Annotated in this window: 15 protein-coding genes and 1 riboswitch; of the genes, 2 read left to right on the top strand and 13 right to left on the bottom strand. The window is 34.9% G+C overall.

The features are described 5' to 3' along the window. Positions 1–44: 44 nt before the first annotated feature. A complete protein-coding gene (locus tag IGJ50_RS03690; protein ID WP_069640886.1) occupies positions 45–959 on the bottom strand; it encodes an LCP family protein in 915 nt (304 codons plus the stop codon). Positions 960–1,109: 150 nt separating this feature from the next. Beyond that, positions 1,110–1,279, bottom strand: a riboswitch (M-box (ykoK) riboswitch). 251 nt (positions 1,280–1,530) lie between these two features. Between IGJ50_RS03690 and IGJ50_RS03685 the strand changes: the two genes are divergently transcribed. After that, positions 1,531–2,028 (top strand): DUF4303 domain-containing protein, encoded by a 498-nt coding sequence (locus tag IGJ50_RS03685; RefSeq protein ID WP_429948938.1) that lies wholly within the window; start codon positions 1,531–1,533, stop codon positions 2,026–2,028. Positions 2,029–2,209: 181 nt separating this feature from the next. On the opposite strand, the gene IGJ50_RS03680 is transcribed toward IGJ50_RS03685, so the two are convergent. The 9 genes from IGJ50_RS03680 to IGJ50_RS03640 all read right to left on the bottom strand — a co-directional run bounded on the left by IGJ50_RS03680 (position 2,210) and on the right by IGJ50_RS03640 (position 13,283). Further along, positions 2,210–2,602 carry a DUF4809 family protein gene (locus IGJ50_RS03680; RefSeq protein WP_207121592.1) on the bottom strand — a complete coding sequence of 131 codons (393 nt, stop codon included), beginning with the start codon at positions 2,600–2,602 and terminating at the stop codon, positions 2,210–2,212. 349 nt (positions 2,603–2,951) lie between these two features. Continuing rightward, positions 2,952–3,713: an alpha/beta fold hydrolase gene (locus IGJ50_RS03675; protein ID WP_069640883.1), complete on the bottom strand. Its 762-nt coding sequence runs from the start codon at positions 3,711–3,713 to the stop codon at positions 2,952–2,954. Between the two features lie 95 nt (positions 3,714–3,808). Further along, entirely contained in the window at positions 3,809–4,726 is a 918-nt protein-coding gene (locus IGJ50_RS03670; RefSeq protein ID WP_069640882.1) for a hypothetical protein, read from the bottom strand. Positions 4,727–4,974: 248 nt separating this feature from the next. Further along, a complete protein-coding gene (gene rpmG / locus IGJ50_RS03665; protein ID WP_002296119.1) occupies positions 4,975–5,124 on the bottom strand; it encodes a 50S ribosomal protein L33 in 150 nt (49 codons plus the stop codon). Between the two features lie 126 nt (positions 5,125–5,250). Beyond that, positions 5,251–7,368: a penicillin-binding transpeptidase domain-containing protein gene (locus IGJ50_RS03660; protein WP_069640881.1), complete on the bottom strand. Its 2,118-nt coding sequence runs from the start codon at positions 7,366–7,368 to the stop codon at positions 5,251–5,253. Between the two features lie 350 nt (positions 7,369–7,718). Next, complete coding sequence (gene thrS / locus IGJ50_RS03655; protein WP_069640112.1) at positions 7,719–9,659, bottom strand: threonine--tRNA ligase; 1,941 nt, start codon at positions 9,657–9,659, stop codon at positions 7,719–7,721. A gap of 372 nt (positions 9,660–10,031) precedes the next feature. Continuing rightward, positions 10,032–10,211 (bottom strand): 2-hydroxymuconate tautomerase, encoded by a 180-nt coding sequence (locus tag IGJ50_RS03650; protein ID WP_069640111.1) that lies wholly within the window; start codon positions 10,209–10,211, stop codon positions 10,032–10,034. A gap of 328 nt (positions 10,212–10,539) precedes the next feature. Next, complete coding sequence (locus IGJ50_RS03645; protein WP_069640110.1) at positions 10,540–12,012, bottom strand: L,D-transpeptidase family protein; 1,473 nt, start codon at positions 12,010–12,012, stop codon at positions 10,540–10,542. 395 nt (positions 12,013–12,407) lie between these two features. Then, positions 12,408–13,283, bottom strand: coding sequence for an aminoglycoside 6-adenylyltransferase (locus IGJ50_RS03640; RefSeq protein ID WP_069640109.1), 876 nt, complete (start codon positions 13,281–13,283; stop codon positions 12,408–12,410). 162 nt (positions 13,284–13,445) lie between these two features. On the opposite strand from IGJ50_RS03640, the gene IGJ50_RS03635 reads away from it, so the two are divergent. Next, positions 13,446–14,027, top strand: a complete 582-nt coding sequence (locus tag IGJ50_RS03635) for a YdcF family protein (RefSeq protein WP_069640108.1) — start codon at positions 13,446–13,448, stop codon at positions 14,025–14,027. Between the two features lie 631 nt (positions 14,028–14,658). Here the strand turns inward: IGJ50_RS03635 and IGJ50_RS03630 are convergent. The 3 genes from IGJ50_RS03630 to IGJ50_RS03620 are packed head-to-tail and all read right to left on the bottom strand — an operon-like array spanning position 14,659 to position 17,874. Continuing rightward, positions 14,659–16,134, bottom strand: coding sequence for a glycoside hydrolase family 32 protein (locus IGJ50_RS03630; RefSeq protein WP_069640107.1), 1,476 nt, complete (start codon positions 16,132–16,134; stop codon positions 14,659–14,661). A gap of 10 nt (positions 16,135–16,144) precedes the next feature. Beyond that, positions 16,145–16,993: a carbohydrate ABC transporter permease gene (locus IGJ50_RS03625; protein ID WP_207121210.1), complete on the bottom strand. Its 849-nt coding sequence runs from the start codon at positions 16,991–16,993 to the stop codon at positions 16,145–16,147. Beyond that, complete coding sequence (locus IGJ50_RS03620; protein ID WP_069640105.1) at positions 16,990–17,874, bottom strand: carbohydrate ABC transporter permease; 885 nt, start codon at positions 17,872–17,874, stop codon at positions 16,990–16,992. The genes IGJ50_RS03625 and IGJ50_RS03620 overlap by 4 nt, the downstream gene beginning before the upstream one ends. Positions 17,875–17,877: the final 3 nt, after the last annotated feature.

The following is a 17,877-nucleotide window of genomic DNA, read 5'->3' as shown; positions in this document are numbered from 1 at the left end:
TCTACTCCAGAGTCAACAGGTCATTTTAATTTTCCAGCTATGTGTTAATTGTCTTTCATAAACGCTTTGATCGCTTCAGCATTTTGCTGTTCATCTAACTCGATCACGCTGCCAGAATCTGTATAATCGTTAAATTGCCATGATCCTTCGACTGGAACGGATAATGATTTTAAAGGTTTAACCTTGCCAGTTAAAAAATCTTTTGCTAAATCGATCAAAAGGCTGGTCGGTACATTCGTATCGATTTTCCCAACCATTTTCCCTGCTACTTGAGGCAATTCCCAAATCGGAATCAAATCCTTTGATTGTTCAACTAGCGCATCCATCACTTGCTGCTGACGTCTGATACGGCCGAAATCGCCTTCTTCATCCATCCTAAAACGCGCATACTGCAATAAACTATTACCATGTAATGTTTGCTCACCTTTAAAAATATCCACACCATCTAAATTGATATCTTTTTCAGCTTCGATCGTGACACCCTTAGGATAAAGCTCATCAATAATATCACTGAACTCTTTAAAATCCATGACCACATAATAATTGATTGGTAAATCAAAATTATTTTTTAGTACATCCTTGGTCATTTGAGCCCCGCCATATGCATAAGCTGCATTGATCTTGTCTTGTCCACCATCGGGAAATGTTACATAGCTATCTCTCATGATTGAAATCAATTTGGGTTGCTTCGTTTTTCCATCATAATGTGCGACCATCAAGGTATCCGAACGACCTTGATCTTCATCATCATCTCTAGAATCATTCCCAACGATCATCACGGTTAATTCCTTATCACTTGTTTGTTCGTCACCAGTAAAATTTTGGTTTTTAGTAGGTAGTTTTGCTTCACTCTCTTCTTTGGCTGTTTGAAATGATACTGCTGCATAACAGCCTGCACTCACAACGATTAGCAAAACCGATAGCAAGCTAATGATCATTATTTTTACAGATTTTTTCATTGTACATTCCTTTCTAGACATCAGCGTTAGATGGGCTAGCTCAACTATTTTCTTGACTAAAAGAAAAAAACTTCACCAAGAAAACTCAGCGAAGGGATTAGATTACAGTCTCTTAAACACATGACAAACAACATGTATCGACAAATTACCTAGATCATCTCTTCGTGGAGTTTTAGCACTATATAACGTAAAAAGCATTGCTTTTAGCTACTTTGAAACACGCCTTAATTCGACGAATTTTGTCCTACCCGTGCCAGTCTTTCGACATTTCTGAGCAGTAGCCTGTGTTTATATAGGAGCCTCACCTAACAAGTATTTAATTCATTTTAAACTATAAGCGTATCCAATCACAAAGTCAAATTAAATTCTACCTGAAACCTTTAGGATAATAAGTCCGCTACCCCGTTATCATTGCTACAACGTAGCTGGGGGCTAGAAGAATAAATTTTTTTTAAGAGTAATCTTTACCCTTTCTTAAAAATTCGTTTATCCTCTTTAAATTCAAATTTTAGATAGACATTCTTTGCGTTATCTGTTTCAATGTTTAAAAGACAGATACTTGGAGGATACCATGGAAAATTTTTTAGAAAAACAACAAGCATTCTTTTTTAATTTTTTAACAGATAGTATCGATAACTTTTTACTCGATCATTCTGATGAAACCTACTATGCATTTGCCTTAGTTTGTAATATTCATGAAGAAGGCGAAATCAACGTATACCTTAATACTGTTGAGCTTTGGCAAGACACAACTGACTATTATGCAACTAAAGGATACACTGACCAACAATTACAAGAGATGAAATATAATGCAAAGGATTGGGATGAAGACCAACAATTTGCTTCTCTTCACCTATTCGATGATTGGGTGGAAGATCCACAAGCCATTGAAATGGTTCTTGAATGGATTAGTCAACAACTCATTTTGCTAGTTGATAGCGACACCTTTGAACGTATTCCTAAAGCAGCTGATTTTAAAGTATTAGTTTACGATCATGATGAAGAAGCAGCTGACTCGCAAGAACGCTTTGAAAAATTAACAACATCTGACTATTTCCAATTAAATTGATCAAAAAGCGAGCAGCAGATTTTATTCTTGGGCTCTTTTCAAAAATGCCTACTTTAGGAAGAGGCGTTTTAGCGCTCAAAGATAAGAAAATTCTTGTTTCTGCTCGCTCTCTTTAACGTAAGCCGACATTTGTAACTCTCTTTATCTAAACAATATTTGCTCTTACTATACTAAACCTCTTCTAAAAACAAAGCATTAACTCTTCGATTCCAAAAAGTCTAGTCGTTATTTCATTCACCTTTGTGATTAATTCCTTTTTATCTAAAATTTGATCTTTTGTTTCAATTTTGATTGTTTCGTTTGCATAGGTTAAAAAATCATACTCCTCTTTCATTCTGACTTGATAATCCTCTTTTTTATATAACGTATAATCATCGAGAACGTCTATCTCATATTCTCGTTTATAACCATTATTTAAGGCAATCGCAGTAACAAGTGAATTGACAGTCAGCTCATCTAACAGAATAGACTTTTCATCTATTATTAATGTATAGTTTTCATTTTCAATTATCCCGCAAACATTACAACCTCCGTCTAATAAATCAACTGTTTTAGTAATTGTTGCTTTTTTCATTTTTACTGCTCCTCTCCTACAGCTTCTATTCCTTCTTTGACTATTATATCAAAGATGAAGACATCATGAAAAACAAATTTAGTTTTTCCACTTTGCTATTTAATACGACAAAGTAAAGTGATAAATTCCTACAAAAATCCATATATTCAGGTCATTATAACGATCAAATCATTTATAGTTATTTTATATTTCTTTTGTATAAATATAGGTAATCTACTACATACAATTAAACCGTAAAAAAAAGTAACTTATAGGAGCTGCCATACTCGAGCACATTTTCTTAGAAATTTAATCGACATCTTCTTCTCTCAATAAGATGTGTGCACTTCTAAAACACAAGGTCTTCCTATTACTTTTTTAATTCTCTTTCAAAAAATGCTGCTACGACATCCATCATTTCTCCCTTGACCAAATGCCCCTCACCTTCACCTACAATAAACTGACTATTTTCAGCATAAGGTTCCGCTTCAATCATTTGATAAAAGTCCGCTGTATCTTCATAAGGAATTTTAGGGTCATCCGTTCCATGCCAAAATAGGACAGGACGTTGTGCCAGCTTTTCAGGTGCTTTTGAAAGATCATAATTTACTACCCAACTAAGTAATAGGGGTAAATCTTGCGGCACAAAAAAATCCATTTCAACTGAACGCTCCATTACCCGTTCAACATAACGCAAAGGCGCTGGTGTCCCCATCATACAAGCAGCAACACTGATTTCTGGATGCTGAGTCAATAAAGCACTGGTTGTGATCCCTCCCATTGACACACCACCTACGCCAATTTTTCCATCTTCGATCAGCTTTTGTTTCTCAAAATGACGCACTAACTGAACAAATTCAATAATATTGTATTGAATACTAGACCAAAATGTCACTGAAGGAATCGATGAAATAGGGCCCGATTTTCGTTCCCCATGATTCATTGCATCAGGTAAAATCACACGGATTCCTTTTCTTGCCAACTTCCTAGCTTGAGTCAGAGATAACTCTTTTGCTGACTGCCAGCCGTGATAATAAATGACAAGTGGTAAAGCATCACTTTTCTTCTCTTCTAAAACAACTTCCAGTAATGGAATTTTTTTGATATAGCGATGTCTAATACTAATTTTCATCCTACTCACTCCTAAAAATGTACTCATTTATTTATCTAAGTATACACCTCAAACTAAAATAGACCATCACCTTTTGTTTATTCGAAAAAATTATATCATCTGTTTTTATTATATTTTTTTCTTCTATGCCTTTTTAAAATAACTCTTAAGCGTAATAATATTAAAATAGTAACAAATATTCCTAAAAATCTAAGGAAAATAATCTTAACCAGTGCTAAGAGAGACTTCTCCTTTTTCATCTTCTTATAACTCGCCTCAATCACTTTTAAATTTTCTGGCAAAACTTGATAGGTCGTACGCCCTTGCCGTTCAATATCACATGCATCTGCATAATTACCTAATCCATCACTTGCCCGCAAATACAGTTTGCCTTCAATTGCTTCTCTATTTAACTTGAACATAAAATTGCCCTCTCTATCAGCAGAAGTTTCTTGATAATGATATTCATCATTATCTGTATAAAAAAGTTCGATTTGATAGGTATTTTTAGATGCTGGCATTTTGATTTCACCAGATATTATAGAATTTTCTTTAGCAAAATTTATCTCTGAAAAAAAGACAGTAGGTTTATCACTGAAAACAATGTATGGCACATTCTTATAATGATAAATCGTGCCTTCTTCAGAAGTAAAACAGAGATCGGTTGAGTAAAGACCAATTTTATCTGTTTTAACAGGGTTATTCTCATAATACATATCTCTGATTTTAATATTCTCTCGATAAAAAATAGTTTCAATAAAACCACTATAAATATGAACTGGCCCATTTAATACAAAACGTGCAAAACTCATATACGGGCTATGTTCAAAAGGAAACTCCAAATAAACGCCATCTTTCTTTGCCTTAATTCTTGTTGTCTCCCCATTTAGAATTTGTTTTCGAGCATATCGACTCGTCAAATCAAAGGAAGCCTGAAAATTCAATTCAGGAGTAAACTCACCAATTTCTTCTCCATAGCAAATAGTAGGATGAAATACAAATAGCAGACCAAGGACCAATAAACTCTTTTTCATATAAAAACTCCTCCAACAAAACCATGATCTCATTGCACTATAAATGACATTGCATAAACATCAGCAAGAACTTAAATATTTCTTGAGATGGAATCATTAAATAACAAATCATATCATTAACAGTATAAATAAATTCTATCATAAAGAAAAGTTTATTTTTATATTTTCTTCCTTTTTACTGTAAAAGTAATAATAAAAAAGCTTTGAATCCTGTTATATATGGATTCAAAGCTTTTAGGTTAAAAACCTTATTTAGTTTCACGGTGTAAAGTAACTTTTCTTTCACGTGGGCAATATTTTTGTTTTTCCAAACGATCAGGATTGTTACGTTTATTTTTGCTTGTAAGATAGTTACGTTCTTTACAAGAAGTACATTCTAAAGTAATGTTTACGCGCATGTGTTTTCCCTCCTATATCTAATTTCGTATTTCTAAGAATTTCTTAGCCTCAAATATCATATCATGTTTATCTACGAATTTCTACCCTTTTGACGAAATTTGTAAAGGAAAACTACTTTACAAATCTTATTGTGCTTTATATTCAGCGTAAGCATTGACGATCGCTGTGACCATTGATTGGTTTGGTCTAGTACTTTCGCTAGTTAAATGAGGTAAAATGACACTCACAGCAATCTCTGGATCATCTGCTGGGGCATAAGCGACAACGTTACTATTCACTGTAACATGTTCTCCCACATTAGTCTCAGCAGTACCAGTTTTAGCAGCAATATCAAGGGCTGCTCCTTGCATATACCGACCTGTCGTAAAGACACCTGTCCCGTGTACTACATCATAGAAACCTTTTTGAATAATGTTCATTTGTTCTGCACTAATATCAACTTTATTTAATTCCTTTGGTTTCATTTCTTCTTTTAAATCACCGAGTGTTCCATCTGACTTGTTATCATAAATACCTTCAACGACATGTGGCGCAATCCGAGTACCACCGTTTGCGACTGTTGCAGCATATTGCGCCAACTGCATTGCTGTATACGTGTCATATTGCCCAAAGGATAAATCGAGTAAATGTCCTGGCATAGGTGCTGCGTCAGTATCAAAAGCTGTATTAGATAAACCAGTCTCTTCCCCTGGTAAATCGATGCCCGTAGAAACACCCATTCCATATTCACCAAATGTCTTACGCAACACATTAAATAATGTTGGATCCCCTGTTTTGTAAGGTAAAACCATATTGTATTGATAATCTGTGTTCATCATTTTCAAGACTAATTTCATCATGTACGCGTTCGATGAATATTCTAATGCTTGTTCTGCATTAAGTGGTATTTGGTTCCCTAGGGTTTTGTTAAATACAGATGACTTTTGTTCACTTCCATAAATTTGTAATGGCTCATCGATCAGTACATCATTTCCACTGATCACACCTTGTTCATAACCAGCTGAAATCGTGGCACCTTTTACCACAGATCCAGGCTCAAAAGCTTTGTTGATTGTGGCTAGTGGATTAGAGGTCACTTCATTCGTGGCCACATCACGATCTAATGCTACCATCGCCATAACAGCTCCAGTTTTCGGGTTCATAACAACAACGTAGGCACCGTCTGAATAAGCAGCATTTCCAGTTGCTAATAGTTGTTGATATTGCTCCCGCACTACTTCTTCTATTTTAGCCTGAAACGCCATATCGATCGTTAATTTCAAATTTTCACCTTTTTTACCTTCTGATACAGGTGTTTGTGTAACGATTTTACCATTACTATCCAGTGTTACTTCTGATATCGCTTTTTGACCTTGAAGAACGTCTTCATATTGTTTCTCTAAATAACTAGTCCCTACCCGATCATTTAATTCATAACCTTTTGCGATATACTCATCAGCTTCTTCAGCTGGTAAACCAGCTTTTTGAGAAGATACTTTTCCGACTAAATTCGTAAGATCGGTGCCGTTTGGGTATTCCCGGTCCCAATCCACTCCAGTTGAAACACCTGCTATTTCTGAGGAGTTTTCGCCAATTATTGCGATCTCATCTTGAGTGACCCCTTCATTTTTGATAAAGGCTGTGTTTAATTCCCCCACAGAATTCATGCGTTTAAAAATGGTCGCAGCTTGTAACGTTTGCTCATCAAAATTGATTTCTTCAGGAGTGACTTTTTCAACTGTTTTAATATACAACGTTGCTTCATCTGTAATTTTATTGCCTTTTTCATCCACCTTGTCAGCATCAGTCAAACGCTTTTGCGCCGCTTTTAAATTTTCAGGATCTGCTAACCAGAAATCCTTCTTATCGCGTTCACTCAAGTCATCTGCTGGTACGTGGATCAACTCATTTACTTTGAGTGCAATAGGAACGAGGTCTTTGGGTTGAACCTTTTTCCCACGAGTATAGGTAATCGCAAGGTTGGCTTTATTGCCGACCAATATGTTCCCTTTTGCATCGTAAATCTGTCCTCTAGGAGCAGTACTTTTGATTTTTAACGTTGAATTTTCTTCTGCTTTTTGTGCATATTGCTGTCCTTCAGCAATTTGTAAGTATCCTAAGCGAACGATCAAAGCCACAAACAAACCAAAGATCACAAAAAACAGTAGGTTTAGTCGAAAGGGGATATGTGATTTTTTACTTTTTTGTGTCATAGGTTCTTCATTATTATTTTTTAATTTATCTAAAAAGCTCATTTTTTTCATTTATTGTTAATCCTCCATATGAGAAAATTCTCGCTTCTCTATTGTAACGAAAAAACACAAAAAAAAATAGAGGGAATCCTCTTACTAAGAAAATATTTAACTTTTATTGAATAAAAACGTCTGGGACATAACTCTACGAGTTATATCTCAGACTCAAAGAATCCGTATAAACGGTGGGAGCAGAAGCAATCACTACGCTTCGCTTCGATCACATCAAATTCTAAGTGCTAAAGCACTAAGATTTGAAGGCTTCGGAAATAAGCCGAAATTCACAAAAATTTGAAGAGCAATTTTCGTGAATCCCTTCTTATTTCTCGGGATTAAACACTCCTGTCCCAACCTCTTCTTGATTATTTTCTACTATAATTTGCTACATCAGCAACCATACTATCCACAAAAATATTCAAGTCGATCACTTCTGTTTCTTTACTACCGTAACGGCGAATATTCACAGTTGCGTCATCCATTTCTTTATCGCCGACAACGATTTGATATGGAATTTTTTGTGTTTGAGAAGCACGGATCTTGTAACCCATTTTCTCATTACGATCATCTACTTCAATACGTAAACCTTGTTCTTGCAGCCGTTTTTTCACTTCATAAGCGTAATCTGAATGAGCTTCAACGGATACAGGAATAATTGTTGCTTGGATTGGTGCCAACCAAGTTGGAAATGCCCCTTTGTATACTTCTGTCAAGTAAGCTACAAATCGTTCCATAGTTGAAACGATTCCTCTATGGATAACTAATGGACGATGTGTATTTTCACCATCTTCACCAACATAAGTCAAATCAAAACGTTCTGGTAATAAAGCATCGATTTGAATTGTTGATAATGTTTCTTCCATACCCAATGCCGTTTTTACTTGAACATCCAGTTTAGGTCCATAAAAGGCTGCTTCACCTTCTGCTTCAAAATAATCAATTCCGGCTTCATCAGCAGCTTCTTTGATCATTGTTTGTGATCTTTCCCACATTGCATCATCATCGAAATATTTTTCTTTGTTGTTAGGATCTCTTAAGCTTAAACGGAAACGATAATCTGTCACATCGAAATCAGCATAAACTTCAACCATCAATTTCAATGTACGCAAGAATTCTTCTTTGATTTGATCTGGACGAACAAAGGTATGGCCATCGTTCAATGTCATTTCGCGTACACGTTGTAAACCTGATAACGCTCCTGATTTTTCATAACGGTGCATCATCCCTAATTCAGCAATTCTAATTGGTAGTTCACGATAGCTGTGTATATCATTTTTATACACCATCATGTGATGTGGACAGTTCATTGGACGAAGTACTAACATTTCGCCATCGCCCATATCCATTGGCGGGAACATATCTTCATGATAGTGATCCCAGTGACCTGATCTCTTGTAAAATTCAACATTAGCCATAATTGGTGTATAAACATGTTGATAGCCTAGGCTGATTTCTTTATCTGTGATATAACGCTCAATCGTACGACGGATTGTTGCACCTTTTGGTAACCAGAAAGGTAATCCTGAACCAACATCTGGATTAAGCATGAATAAATCAAGCTCTTTGCCCAATTTACGATGATCACGTTCCTTGGCTTCTTCACGCATTTTAATAAATTCTTTTAGGTCTTTTTTATCGAAGAAAGCCGTTCCGTATATACGCTGCATCATTTGATTGTTAGAATTCCCTCTCCAATAAGCACCAGCCACTGATAATAACTGGAATACTTGAATACGTCCTGTTGAGGGGACATGGACACCACGACATAAATCAACAAAATCTCCTTGATCGTAAACAGTGATGGTCTCCTCTTCTGGAAGTTCAGAAATCAATTCAACTTTGTAAGGATCATCTGCAAATAATTCTAACGCTTCGTTTTTAGAAACAACTTTACGGACGATTGGGTTATTTTCTTTGACGATTTTCATCATTTCAGCTTCGATTGCTGGTAAGTCTTCAGCTGTGATCGGGTTTTCACCATTATCAGTGTCATAATAAAAGCCAGAATCGATAGCTGGTCCCACACCAAATTTGATTTTTGGGAATAGGCGACGTAAAGCATTGGCCATTAGATGAGCTGATGAGTGACGTAAAATTCCTAGTGCATCCTCGTGATCTGGTGTTACGATTTCAATTGAGCCATCTTCTTCGATTGGGCGAACTAAATCGATTAAGTTGCCATTGAATTTCCCTGCTAAAGCTTTTTTAGCTAAGCTGTTACTAATACTTTTAGCAATGTCTAATGTCGATGATCCAGACTCAAATTCTTTAACTGCACCATCTGGAAATGTAATTTTAATTAACATGTTATTTCCTCCAATTTTTTTATCATTGATTACGAGATTTTACGACTTTCCAACAATATAATCTCACTTGAGCAAAAAAATAAGTCCTAGTATCGGATAAAAATATCCGATACTAGGACGAAAAGTTCGTGGTTCCACCTATTTTTAAACACAGCAAACAGCCGTATTCCTCAAGCGTGTTAACGGTACGACCGCCTTTGTTTCGACAAAGGTTGGAAAAAGTGGTCATTCCTTGTGCGGGTCTGGAAAATTTTCAGCCAAGATTTTCCTCTCTAAAAGACTGCTTACAAGTTCAGTTGTCTTTCTCATCAATCATTTATGTGTTAATTTAAACACTTCTTAATCCAAAAAGCAAGTATTTCTTTAAATAACTTATTTTTTCCATTGTCCACCTTGCGCATAACGATCTTTTTTTAATTCATTCACAAAAACATGAATGTTTTCTTGAGGTGCCCCTGTATTTTTCGATACGGCCTCAGTAATGTCTTTGACCATATTTGTTAGTTGCTCCTCGCTACGACCTTCTATTAAATCAACATGAATAAATGGCATCGTCTTTCCCCCGTATAATTTTTAATTTTTAGTATAATCATAACATATTTTATGATTATAAAGCTTATTTTTTAGCTGTCAATATGAACTTTGACACATTTTGCTTCATATAATTATTTCCTATGATCAAACGTTCTACTAGTTACAGATTTGAACCCAATTACTTCAAAATGGTTTAGAAGTTCAACCTGCGAAAACCCATTATAATGGTGCGCAGCTTTGTCAAAAACAGTCATACACAATCTCTTCTTTTATATTTCTTAACTTCCTAATAATTCATGTTTTGTCATAAAAAAAGAAGCCCAATCGGACTTCTTTTTCATTCCCTTTAAGCTGGTTCACCATAATCAACTGGTTTGTCAAATTCTCCAGGTGCATCGTCATAGATGTGTCCATAAATAATAACTGGCATTCCAGCATAAGCACCGTTAAAAATTTGAGCAGCTGCAGCTCCTGGGGTATTGATACAACCATTACTACCAAAATTGGTTTTATAGGCTTCTTTGTTCCCAAAATATTCTGCTTTATAATCTGCATCATGAATCCCGATTTGTGTAACAACACCACCAAAGCTCTTCAACGGCATCCAATATTTTACAGGTACACTATAACTTGAACCATCAAGCATTTCGCCTTCTAACTTTGTATCCGTATCTTTGTATAAAATCGTATGGAAACCTGGAACTGTGGCGGTTCCTTTGTTATAACGACCAGTAATAACATCTGTTTCGACAACTTTTACGCCATCTTTAAAGAAATACATCTTTTGATCGTTTAAGTCAATTTCTACATAGTCCTTATTAACAGTTGATGATTGTGTCACATCACCATCAATCGGTACTGTGATTGTTTCTGTTTCTTTATCACTGTTGATTGCTTGGACAAGTAAATCTCTTGTTTGCGGCATATTGATATCCCAACCATAGCCACCGTTGTTTTTGTATTTTGTTGTTACACCATGAACATTTTTAAAAATGATTGGTTTGAAGATCGAACCATATTTTTGGTTTGTTTGTTCAACCCATGCGTAAACTTTATTGTCATCAACATTTCCTGACGTATCCATAAATGATTGCAACTCTTCTTTGGTTAAGGTCAGTTTTTCACCATTGATGTCTAACGTGATTGCTTTGTTTTCTTTTTTCGACAACAATGTTAATTTTTCTTGTAAGCCTTTATCTTCTTTAGTCACTGCTGGTTTTTGATAAAATTCTTTAATATCGTATACGTAATTCCCTTTATTAGCCTCAACATCTTTAAGTACTTGATTCATCAACGCTTCTTTATCAACCGCGGTCCCTGTCTGTTCCGGAATGATTTGGTAATTACCATCGACTTTCTCAATCCGAGCATCTTGACTAGGTGTCCCCTCTTCAAAGCTAAGTTCATTTAGTTTATTTTTCAATTCAGTCTTGTACTCTTCATTGACTGGTAGCTTAATCGAGCGGTCCCCGATGTTTTGTTTTAAATACTCTTCTGAGATTTCATATTTTTTAGGTAATTCGATTTTTTCTTCTTTATCGTTCACCTTGATCACAACAGCTTCTGACTTGTTCAATTCCTCAAGTTTGCTTTTTGCATCTTTGGCACTTAATAAACTAATATCAACACCATTAGCTTTCGCCGTTATGAAAAAATGAGATTGAAAATAAACAAGGCCACCAGTAAATACCAGTGCTAAAAGAATCAATACTCCCACTATTGGAACTAGCCATTTTTTCTTTTTCTTGCTTGACTGATTTTTATTTTTGGATCCCTTCGCATTCTTGGTCGAGCGACTAACTGATTCTTCATTTTCCATTGAGCTATCTTCCTTTTTTATGATTTATATGCTTACTTTGACGAAATACTTTTTTCCTGTTCAAAAACTAAAGTAAAAGGAAGCTCCTCTTCCTCTTGATATCGTTAAAATTTCTATTCGTACTAAATTAATAACTGTATTTTAAAGCTAGTTTAGTTAAAATTTCCTCAGTGTTCAATTAATCTGCTTACACATGAGAAAAAATTCATGTTTTTATGTATAAATGCTGAACTTTCATTTTTTCTGACAAACAGGATGAGTAACAGTCAAAATTTTGATACAGTGTACTTATCATTCTACCACATATATAGGAGAGGAAAAAAGACCATTTAGCAATATCTTTGATTAAATTCTAATTTATTTACAATAAACTTAAAAATGGCATGGAAATTTCTCTAATTTTCTTTAAACGCAAGTTTACTTTGTTTAGTGAACCAATTATTTGTATAAAGCTTGACTTTTTCAGCTGTTTTTTGGTCATAAATGAAGTGATTTTTTTGTGAAACTATCCGAGCATAATAATCAAATTGCTTTTGTAAGGACAATAGAGCTGACCACGCCAAAAAAATACTAGAAATATTCATTGTTTTTACTAGCTGTTCATACTGTTCTTCTGTCAAATAATTAGGCAAGTACTTATAATTTTTCCCAATACTGAAGTGATAACCATGCTTTCCCGCAACTTGCCAAGACAGTAAACGTAATAATTCTTTTTGGCAGTTATCATGTAAATGATCCGCTGCATAGAATAGCTCGTTACGACACAAACCTTTCACGACATACGTACTGACCCACCAAAATTCATTACAACAATCTGAAAATTCTTCTTGGGTAGGCTTTTTGATCCAATAATTTTGATCCGTTGCTTCCATTAAATTAGGCAATAAGTGGTTTTTATCTAATAAAATCTCAGCCAAAAGATCTCCTTCATTCCAGTATGCAGCTTGCTCTTTTGGACACAGGGTCAGATCGATTCGATTTCCATCTTCAAACAGCATTAAATAGGCAAATCTTCCATCCTTTGTTGGTGGAAACAATACCATATCTTCCGGCGTCTGCATGATCAAACGCGGTCCAAACTCAGCTAACCATGACTGATCTTTGCGAAATACTTCAACCGACTCCACAATATAAACAATATCATAATCCTGAAATAAATCTTTCGGTGCATTTTTATTTGTTCGCGAACCATTCATTCCAACTGCGAGTATTCTGGGATCCTTTTCAGCAATCGTTAAAATCAATTGAAACATCTCTTCTTTTGTACGCATAGCTATCCCTCCCCATTTTAGCTTATATAGATAAAGTATAAAGCAATCTCATCAATTGTGTTATACTTTATCTTAAAAACGTTAAAAAAAGATTAAAAAAGAAAGGGCAAGTACCGTTCAACTTGTTCATCTACTAAAATAGATGAGAAAGGTTGTGAGGTTATGAAATGGATAAAGAGAATCATGTTACTAATTTTAGGAGTAGGGATTATTTATGCTGGCTTTGTTTTATTTCTGATTTTCAGCGGAACAAAAGACCAGCCAACAACAAAGCCAGATACGGTACTTATCTTGGGAGCACAAGTAAAAGGCACTTCAAAAAACAATGCCTATCCGAGTACTGTTTTAAAAGAACGATTAGATGCGGCTATTCCTTATTTAAAAAAATATCCGAAAGCAACAGTGATTGTTTGTGGGGGGCAAGGATCTGACGAACCAGATAGTGAAGCTAATGTCATGGCAGAGTATTTAAGAAGCAATGGCATTTCACAAAAACAAATTTTAATAGAAGACACATCCACACGTACCAAAGAAAATATTCAAAATGCTCAAAAGAAACAAGCATTAGGAAATACAGTTATTGTCACAAGTGATTTTCATATGTATCGGTCAAAATTATTGGCAAAACGACTGGGAATATCTGAAATCAGCGGACTTCCTTCTGTTTCCAAATCATCTGCTACATTCAAAACTTACGTTAGAGAGATTTGTGCCTTGGGCTATGGGTTGCTTTTTGATCATTAGACAAAAATTATAAGAGTGATTGGGACTCTTACGTTCCAAGCTCAAAATAGTTACGATCGCTATTTTTGAACGATTTGGTTAAGATTATTATTCTAAAAATAGCTTTTTTATAACTCTACAAAAGAACGGGCCAAAAATTTAGTTTGGATCATTTCTCACTTGAAGTTTAGATATCTAATTATCTTTACAGATAAAAATCTTGAGACACATGTTTTTTCTATAATAAACTAACTAAAAGTATTCTTTTTCTTTCTGATTCGAAATGAATTCTCAAAAATTTACATAAAATGCTAAATATTTGAGAATTGTAAATAAAAATGCTACTATACTTATGTTCTTAGTTTTTTCATATTGTGTTTCCCTTCATATAGTGTGTGTATGAAGGGTTTATTTTTTTTATGACTACTTATATGATACATTCCGTTACTTGTTTTTCTTGTCGCTTAGATTAAAAAATAGGAATATTCTTTTAAACGCTAAATATAACTAAATAATGAGACTAAAAGAGAGCACATCAAAACTAAAAATCAGTTTTGTTGCGCTCTCTATATCCGAATAAACGGCGAGAAAAAGCAGATCCTTCGGAAATAAGAGGAGCTACCCCTTTTAATCTCGGCTTCTTCCTGATAGATTATAATTTGATCGTTCCATAATTTATTTTTAGTTTTTCAATCATACCAGTAACGGATACGCTCGGTGGTTCACTTTGCTCTTTTTCATAAAAATTCATAGACATCGTTGCTACGCCATTAGCAAATACTTCTATTGATGATGTATCTCTGAATACCTCTAGTAAAAGGCTATTGTCTATTAGGGGAACTCTTGTCGTTCGCTTTGTTAATTGCTCTGTTTCAATTCCTGTAATCTTAAAACCAAAGCTATCACGACTAATAGATAAATAACCAGTAGCAGGCTCATAGATTAGTTCAACGGCAGACTCATTTGTTCTCAGAACCTTTATTGCTAAATTTTCAGTTTGTGTTAGGGTTCCACTTAACTCAATATAGAATTGCTTGGCTTCAATATTATCTAGTTCAATGGATGAATTCTCTAATTTTTCCTTTTTGATTCTTTTTTTATCTGTGATTAATTTATAAATTGTATTAATCGGTTGTTGAATCACTTGTTGGTCTACTACATGGAGCTCACGTGGCAAGGTCATAGTTCCTGCCCAAAGATGCCCCAACTCATTCGTCGGCATATTACGCCCCCACATCTGCATCCAAGCAACCATAATTCGCTTTCCTTGTTCATCAAAACAAGTTTGAGGAGCATAAAAATCTAAGCCAAAATCAATTTCATGATGATTATCTACAGTAAAACGACCTGTTGACCAATCTACTTCTCCTATAAACGCCACAGTAGAATTGATATTTTCATAAGAGTTCTCTTTTTTCTCCATTTCAATAGGAGAAATCAATAAGACATCTTTTCCATCTAAATGAAATAAGTCGGGACATTCCCACATAATCCCCTGTTCCTTTTCTCCTTTAAGAAGTATAGAAGTAAACTGCCAATGAACTAAATCATCTGACTGAAATAATAAAATCTGCCCTCTTTGTTCAGCTGTTTTTGAGGCAACTACACTATAATATAGACCATCATGTTCGACTATTTTAGGATCACGAAAATCATCAATTGCTGCAACTCCCTCAATATGTTGTTCCGAAATTACAGGATTTTCGAGAAATTTTTCAAAATGAATACCATCTTCTGACACTGCCATACACTGAACTTCTCGTTTAATTCCTTCACGTTCATAATGACCTGTGTACATTAAATAGAGTTTTCCATCTTTTTCAATTGCACTTCCTGAAAAGCATCCGTCTATATCATATTCCTCACTTGGTGCCAGTGCTACTGGTAAATCTTCCCAATGGAGCAGGTCTTTTGATTTAGCATGTCCCCAGTGCATTGGCCCCCAAATACTATCATATGGGTAATACTGATAAAACAAATGATATTCACCTTTGTAATAGACAAAGCCATTCGGATCATTGATCCAGCCTATCGGTGCCATCAAATGATAGCCTTGACGATAAACAGGATCAATTCTACCTTTATTTTCTTTAATATATTGATTAGCTTGTTCGAGTTTTTCTTTCATTCTCTCTCTCCTATTTGATTCCTGTACCAGAACCGCCCAACCCTTGCAGGATATATTTTTGAGCGACAATATAAATAATGATTAGTGGAATCGTTGAAATTGTTAAAACCGCCATAACCTGATTGATATAAACGGGTTGTGTCGTATTAATCGTTGTAATTGCGACTTGCATGGAAAACTTACTTTTATCTGTCAATACCATTAATGGCCAAATATAATCATTCCAACTTCCGATAAATGATAAAACCCCGACGGTCGCTACCGCTGGTTTAGACATCGGTAGCATGATTGAAAAAAAGATTTTAGCGATACTTGCACCATCAATTTTAGCGGATTCAATGATTTCTTCCGGTATTGCAATAAAGAAATTTCTAAATAAATAGATGTTAAACGCACTAGCCATAGCTGGTAAAATCACAGCAATACGACTATTAACTAATCCCAATGCATTGACAATTGTAAACTGAGGAATCAAGACTGTTTCCATTGGAATAATCAAAAGTGCTAATAAGAAACCAAAAATTATTTTTTTTCCTGTAAAATTGATTTTGGCAAAGGCAAAACCTGCTAATGAATTAACAATGATCGATCCTGCTGCAAAAGTAATGCCATAAAAAATACTATTTAGCAAATATGTCCAAATACTGAATCGTTCAATGACTTCTTGATAAGTTTTAAACCAATTTGCAGGATTTAGACTAGGTAAAAAAGCTTTAAAAGAAGAAAGGTTTGTATAAACTTCTGCATTTGATTTCATAGCAGAAACAATCATCCAAAGCATTGGAAAAATAAACAATGCCGCTAAAATAAATAATAAAACATATTCAAAAATCATTAGTGGTCCAATCTTTTTTTTCATTCGTCTTTGTCCTCCTTAATTAATTTTCTTTGACCGATCGTAATCAAACCAATCAAGGTTGTAAAAATCAGCGCTATTGAGCTAGAGTAGCCCACCATTCGATCGGTGAAACCTGTCTGATAAATATAATAAACCATGGTCATTGTAGAATTCATTGGTCCGCCTTGGGTCATGACCATTGGCTGAACAATCAACTTAAACGCTGAGATAAGTGTTGTTAATAAGACAAAGATAGCTGTCGGCTTTAATAAAGGCAGTGTAATATAACGAAATTGTTGAAATTTTGTGAAGCCATCCATTTCAGCGGCTTCATAAACATCTTGCGGGATATTCTGCATACCACCTAAAAACAATAACATTTGATAACCTGCACCTTGCCAAGCAGAGACAAACACGATCGTGTACATTGCTTGTTTAGGACTCGTTAAAAATGGTTGAGCAGAGATCCCTATTTTCATTAACAAGGAATTGATCAGCCCCTCATTCGGATTTAATAAATACAACCATAAGATGGAAATAACTACCAAAGACATGACAACTGGTGCAAAAAATGCTACTTTAAATAATAAATTTCCTTTTCTTTTTTTGTTGATAATCAAGGCCATTCCTAATGCTGCCCCCAATTGGACTGGAATGATCCAAATGACAAACTTAGCTGTATTCAGCATACTTTTTATAAAAATTGGATCATTAAATAATTGTTTAAAGTTATCTAAACCAATGAATTGCCGATTATCTGGGGTCAGTAGATAGTAATCTGTAAAAGCATAATAGGCAACCATTCCCACTGGAATCAAAAGAAAAATCGTCAATAAAATAAGTGCTGGTGCTAAAAAACTATATCCTACTAAATTTTCCTTGACTGTTGGTTTCCGATTCATTTT

It is taken from the genome of Enterococcus sp. AZ101 (assembly GCF_050499005.1).
Taxonomy (GTDB): domain Bacteria; phylum Bacillota; class Bacilli; order Lactobacillales; family Enterococcaceae; genus Enterococcus_L; species Enterococcus_L ureilyticus.
This window is presented reverse-complemented; position numbering and strand designations above follow the sequence as displayed.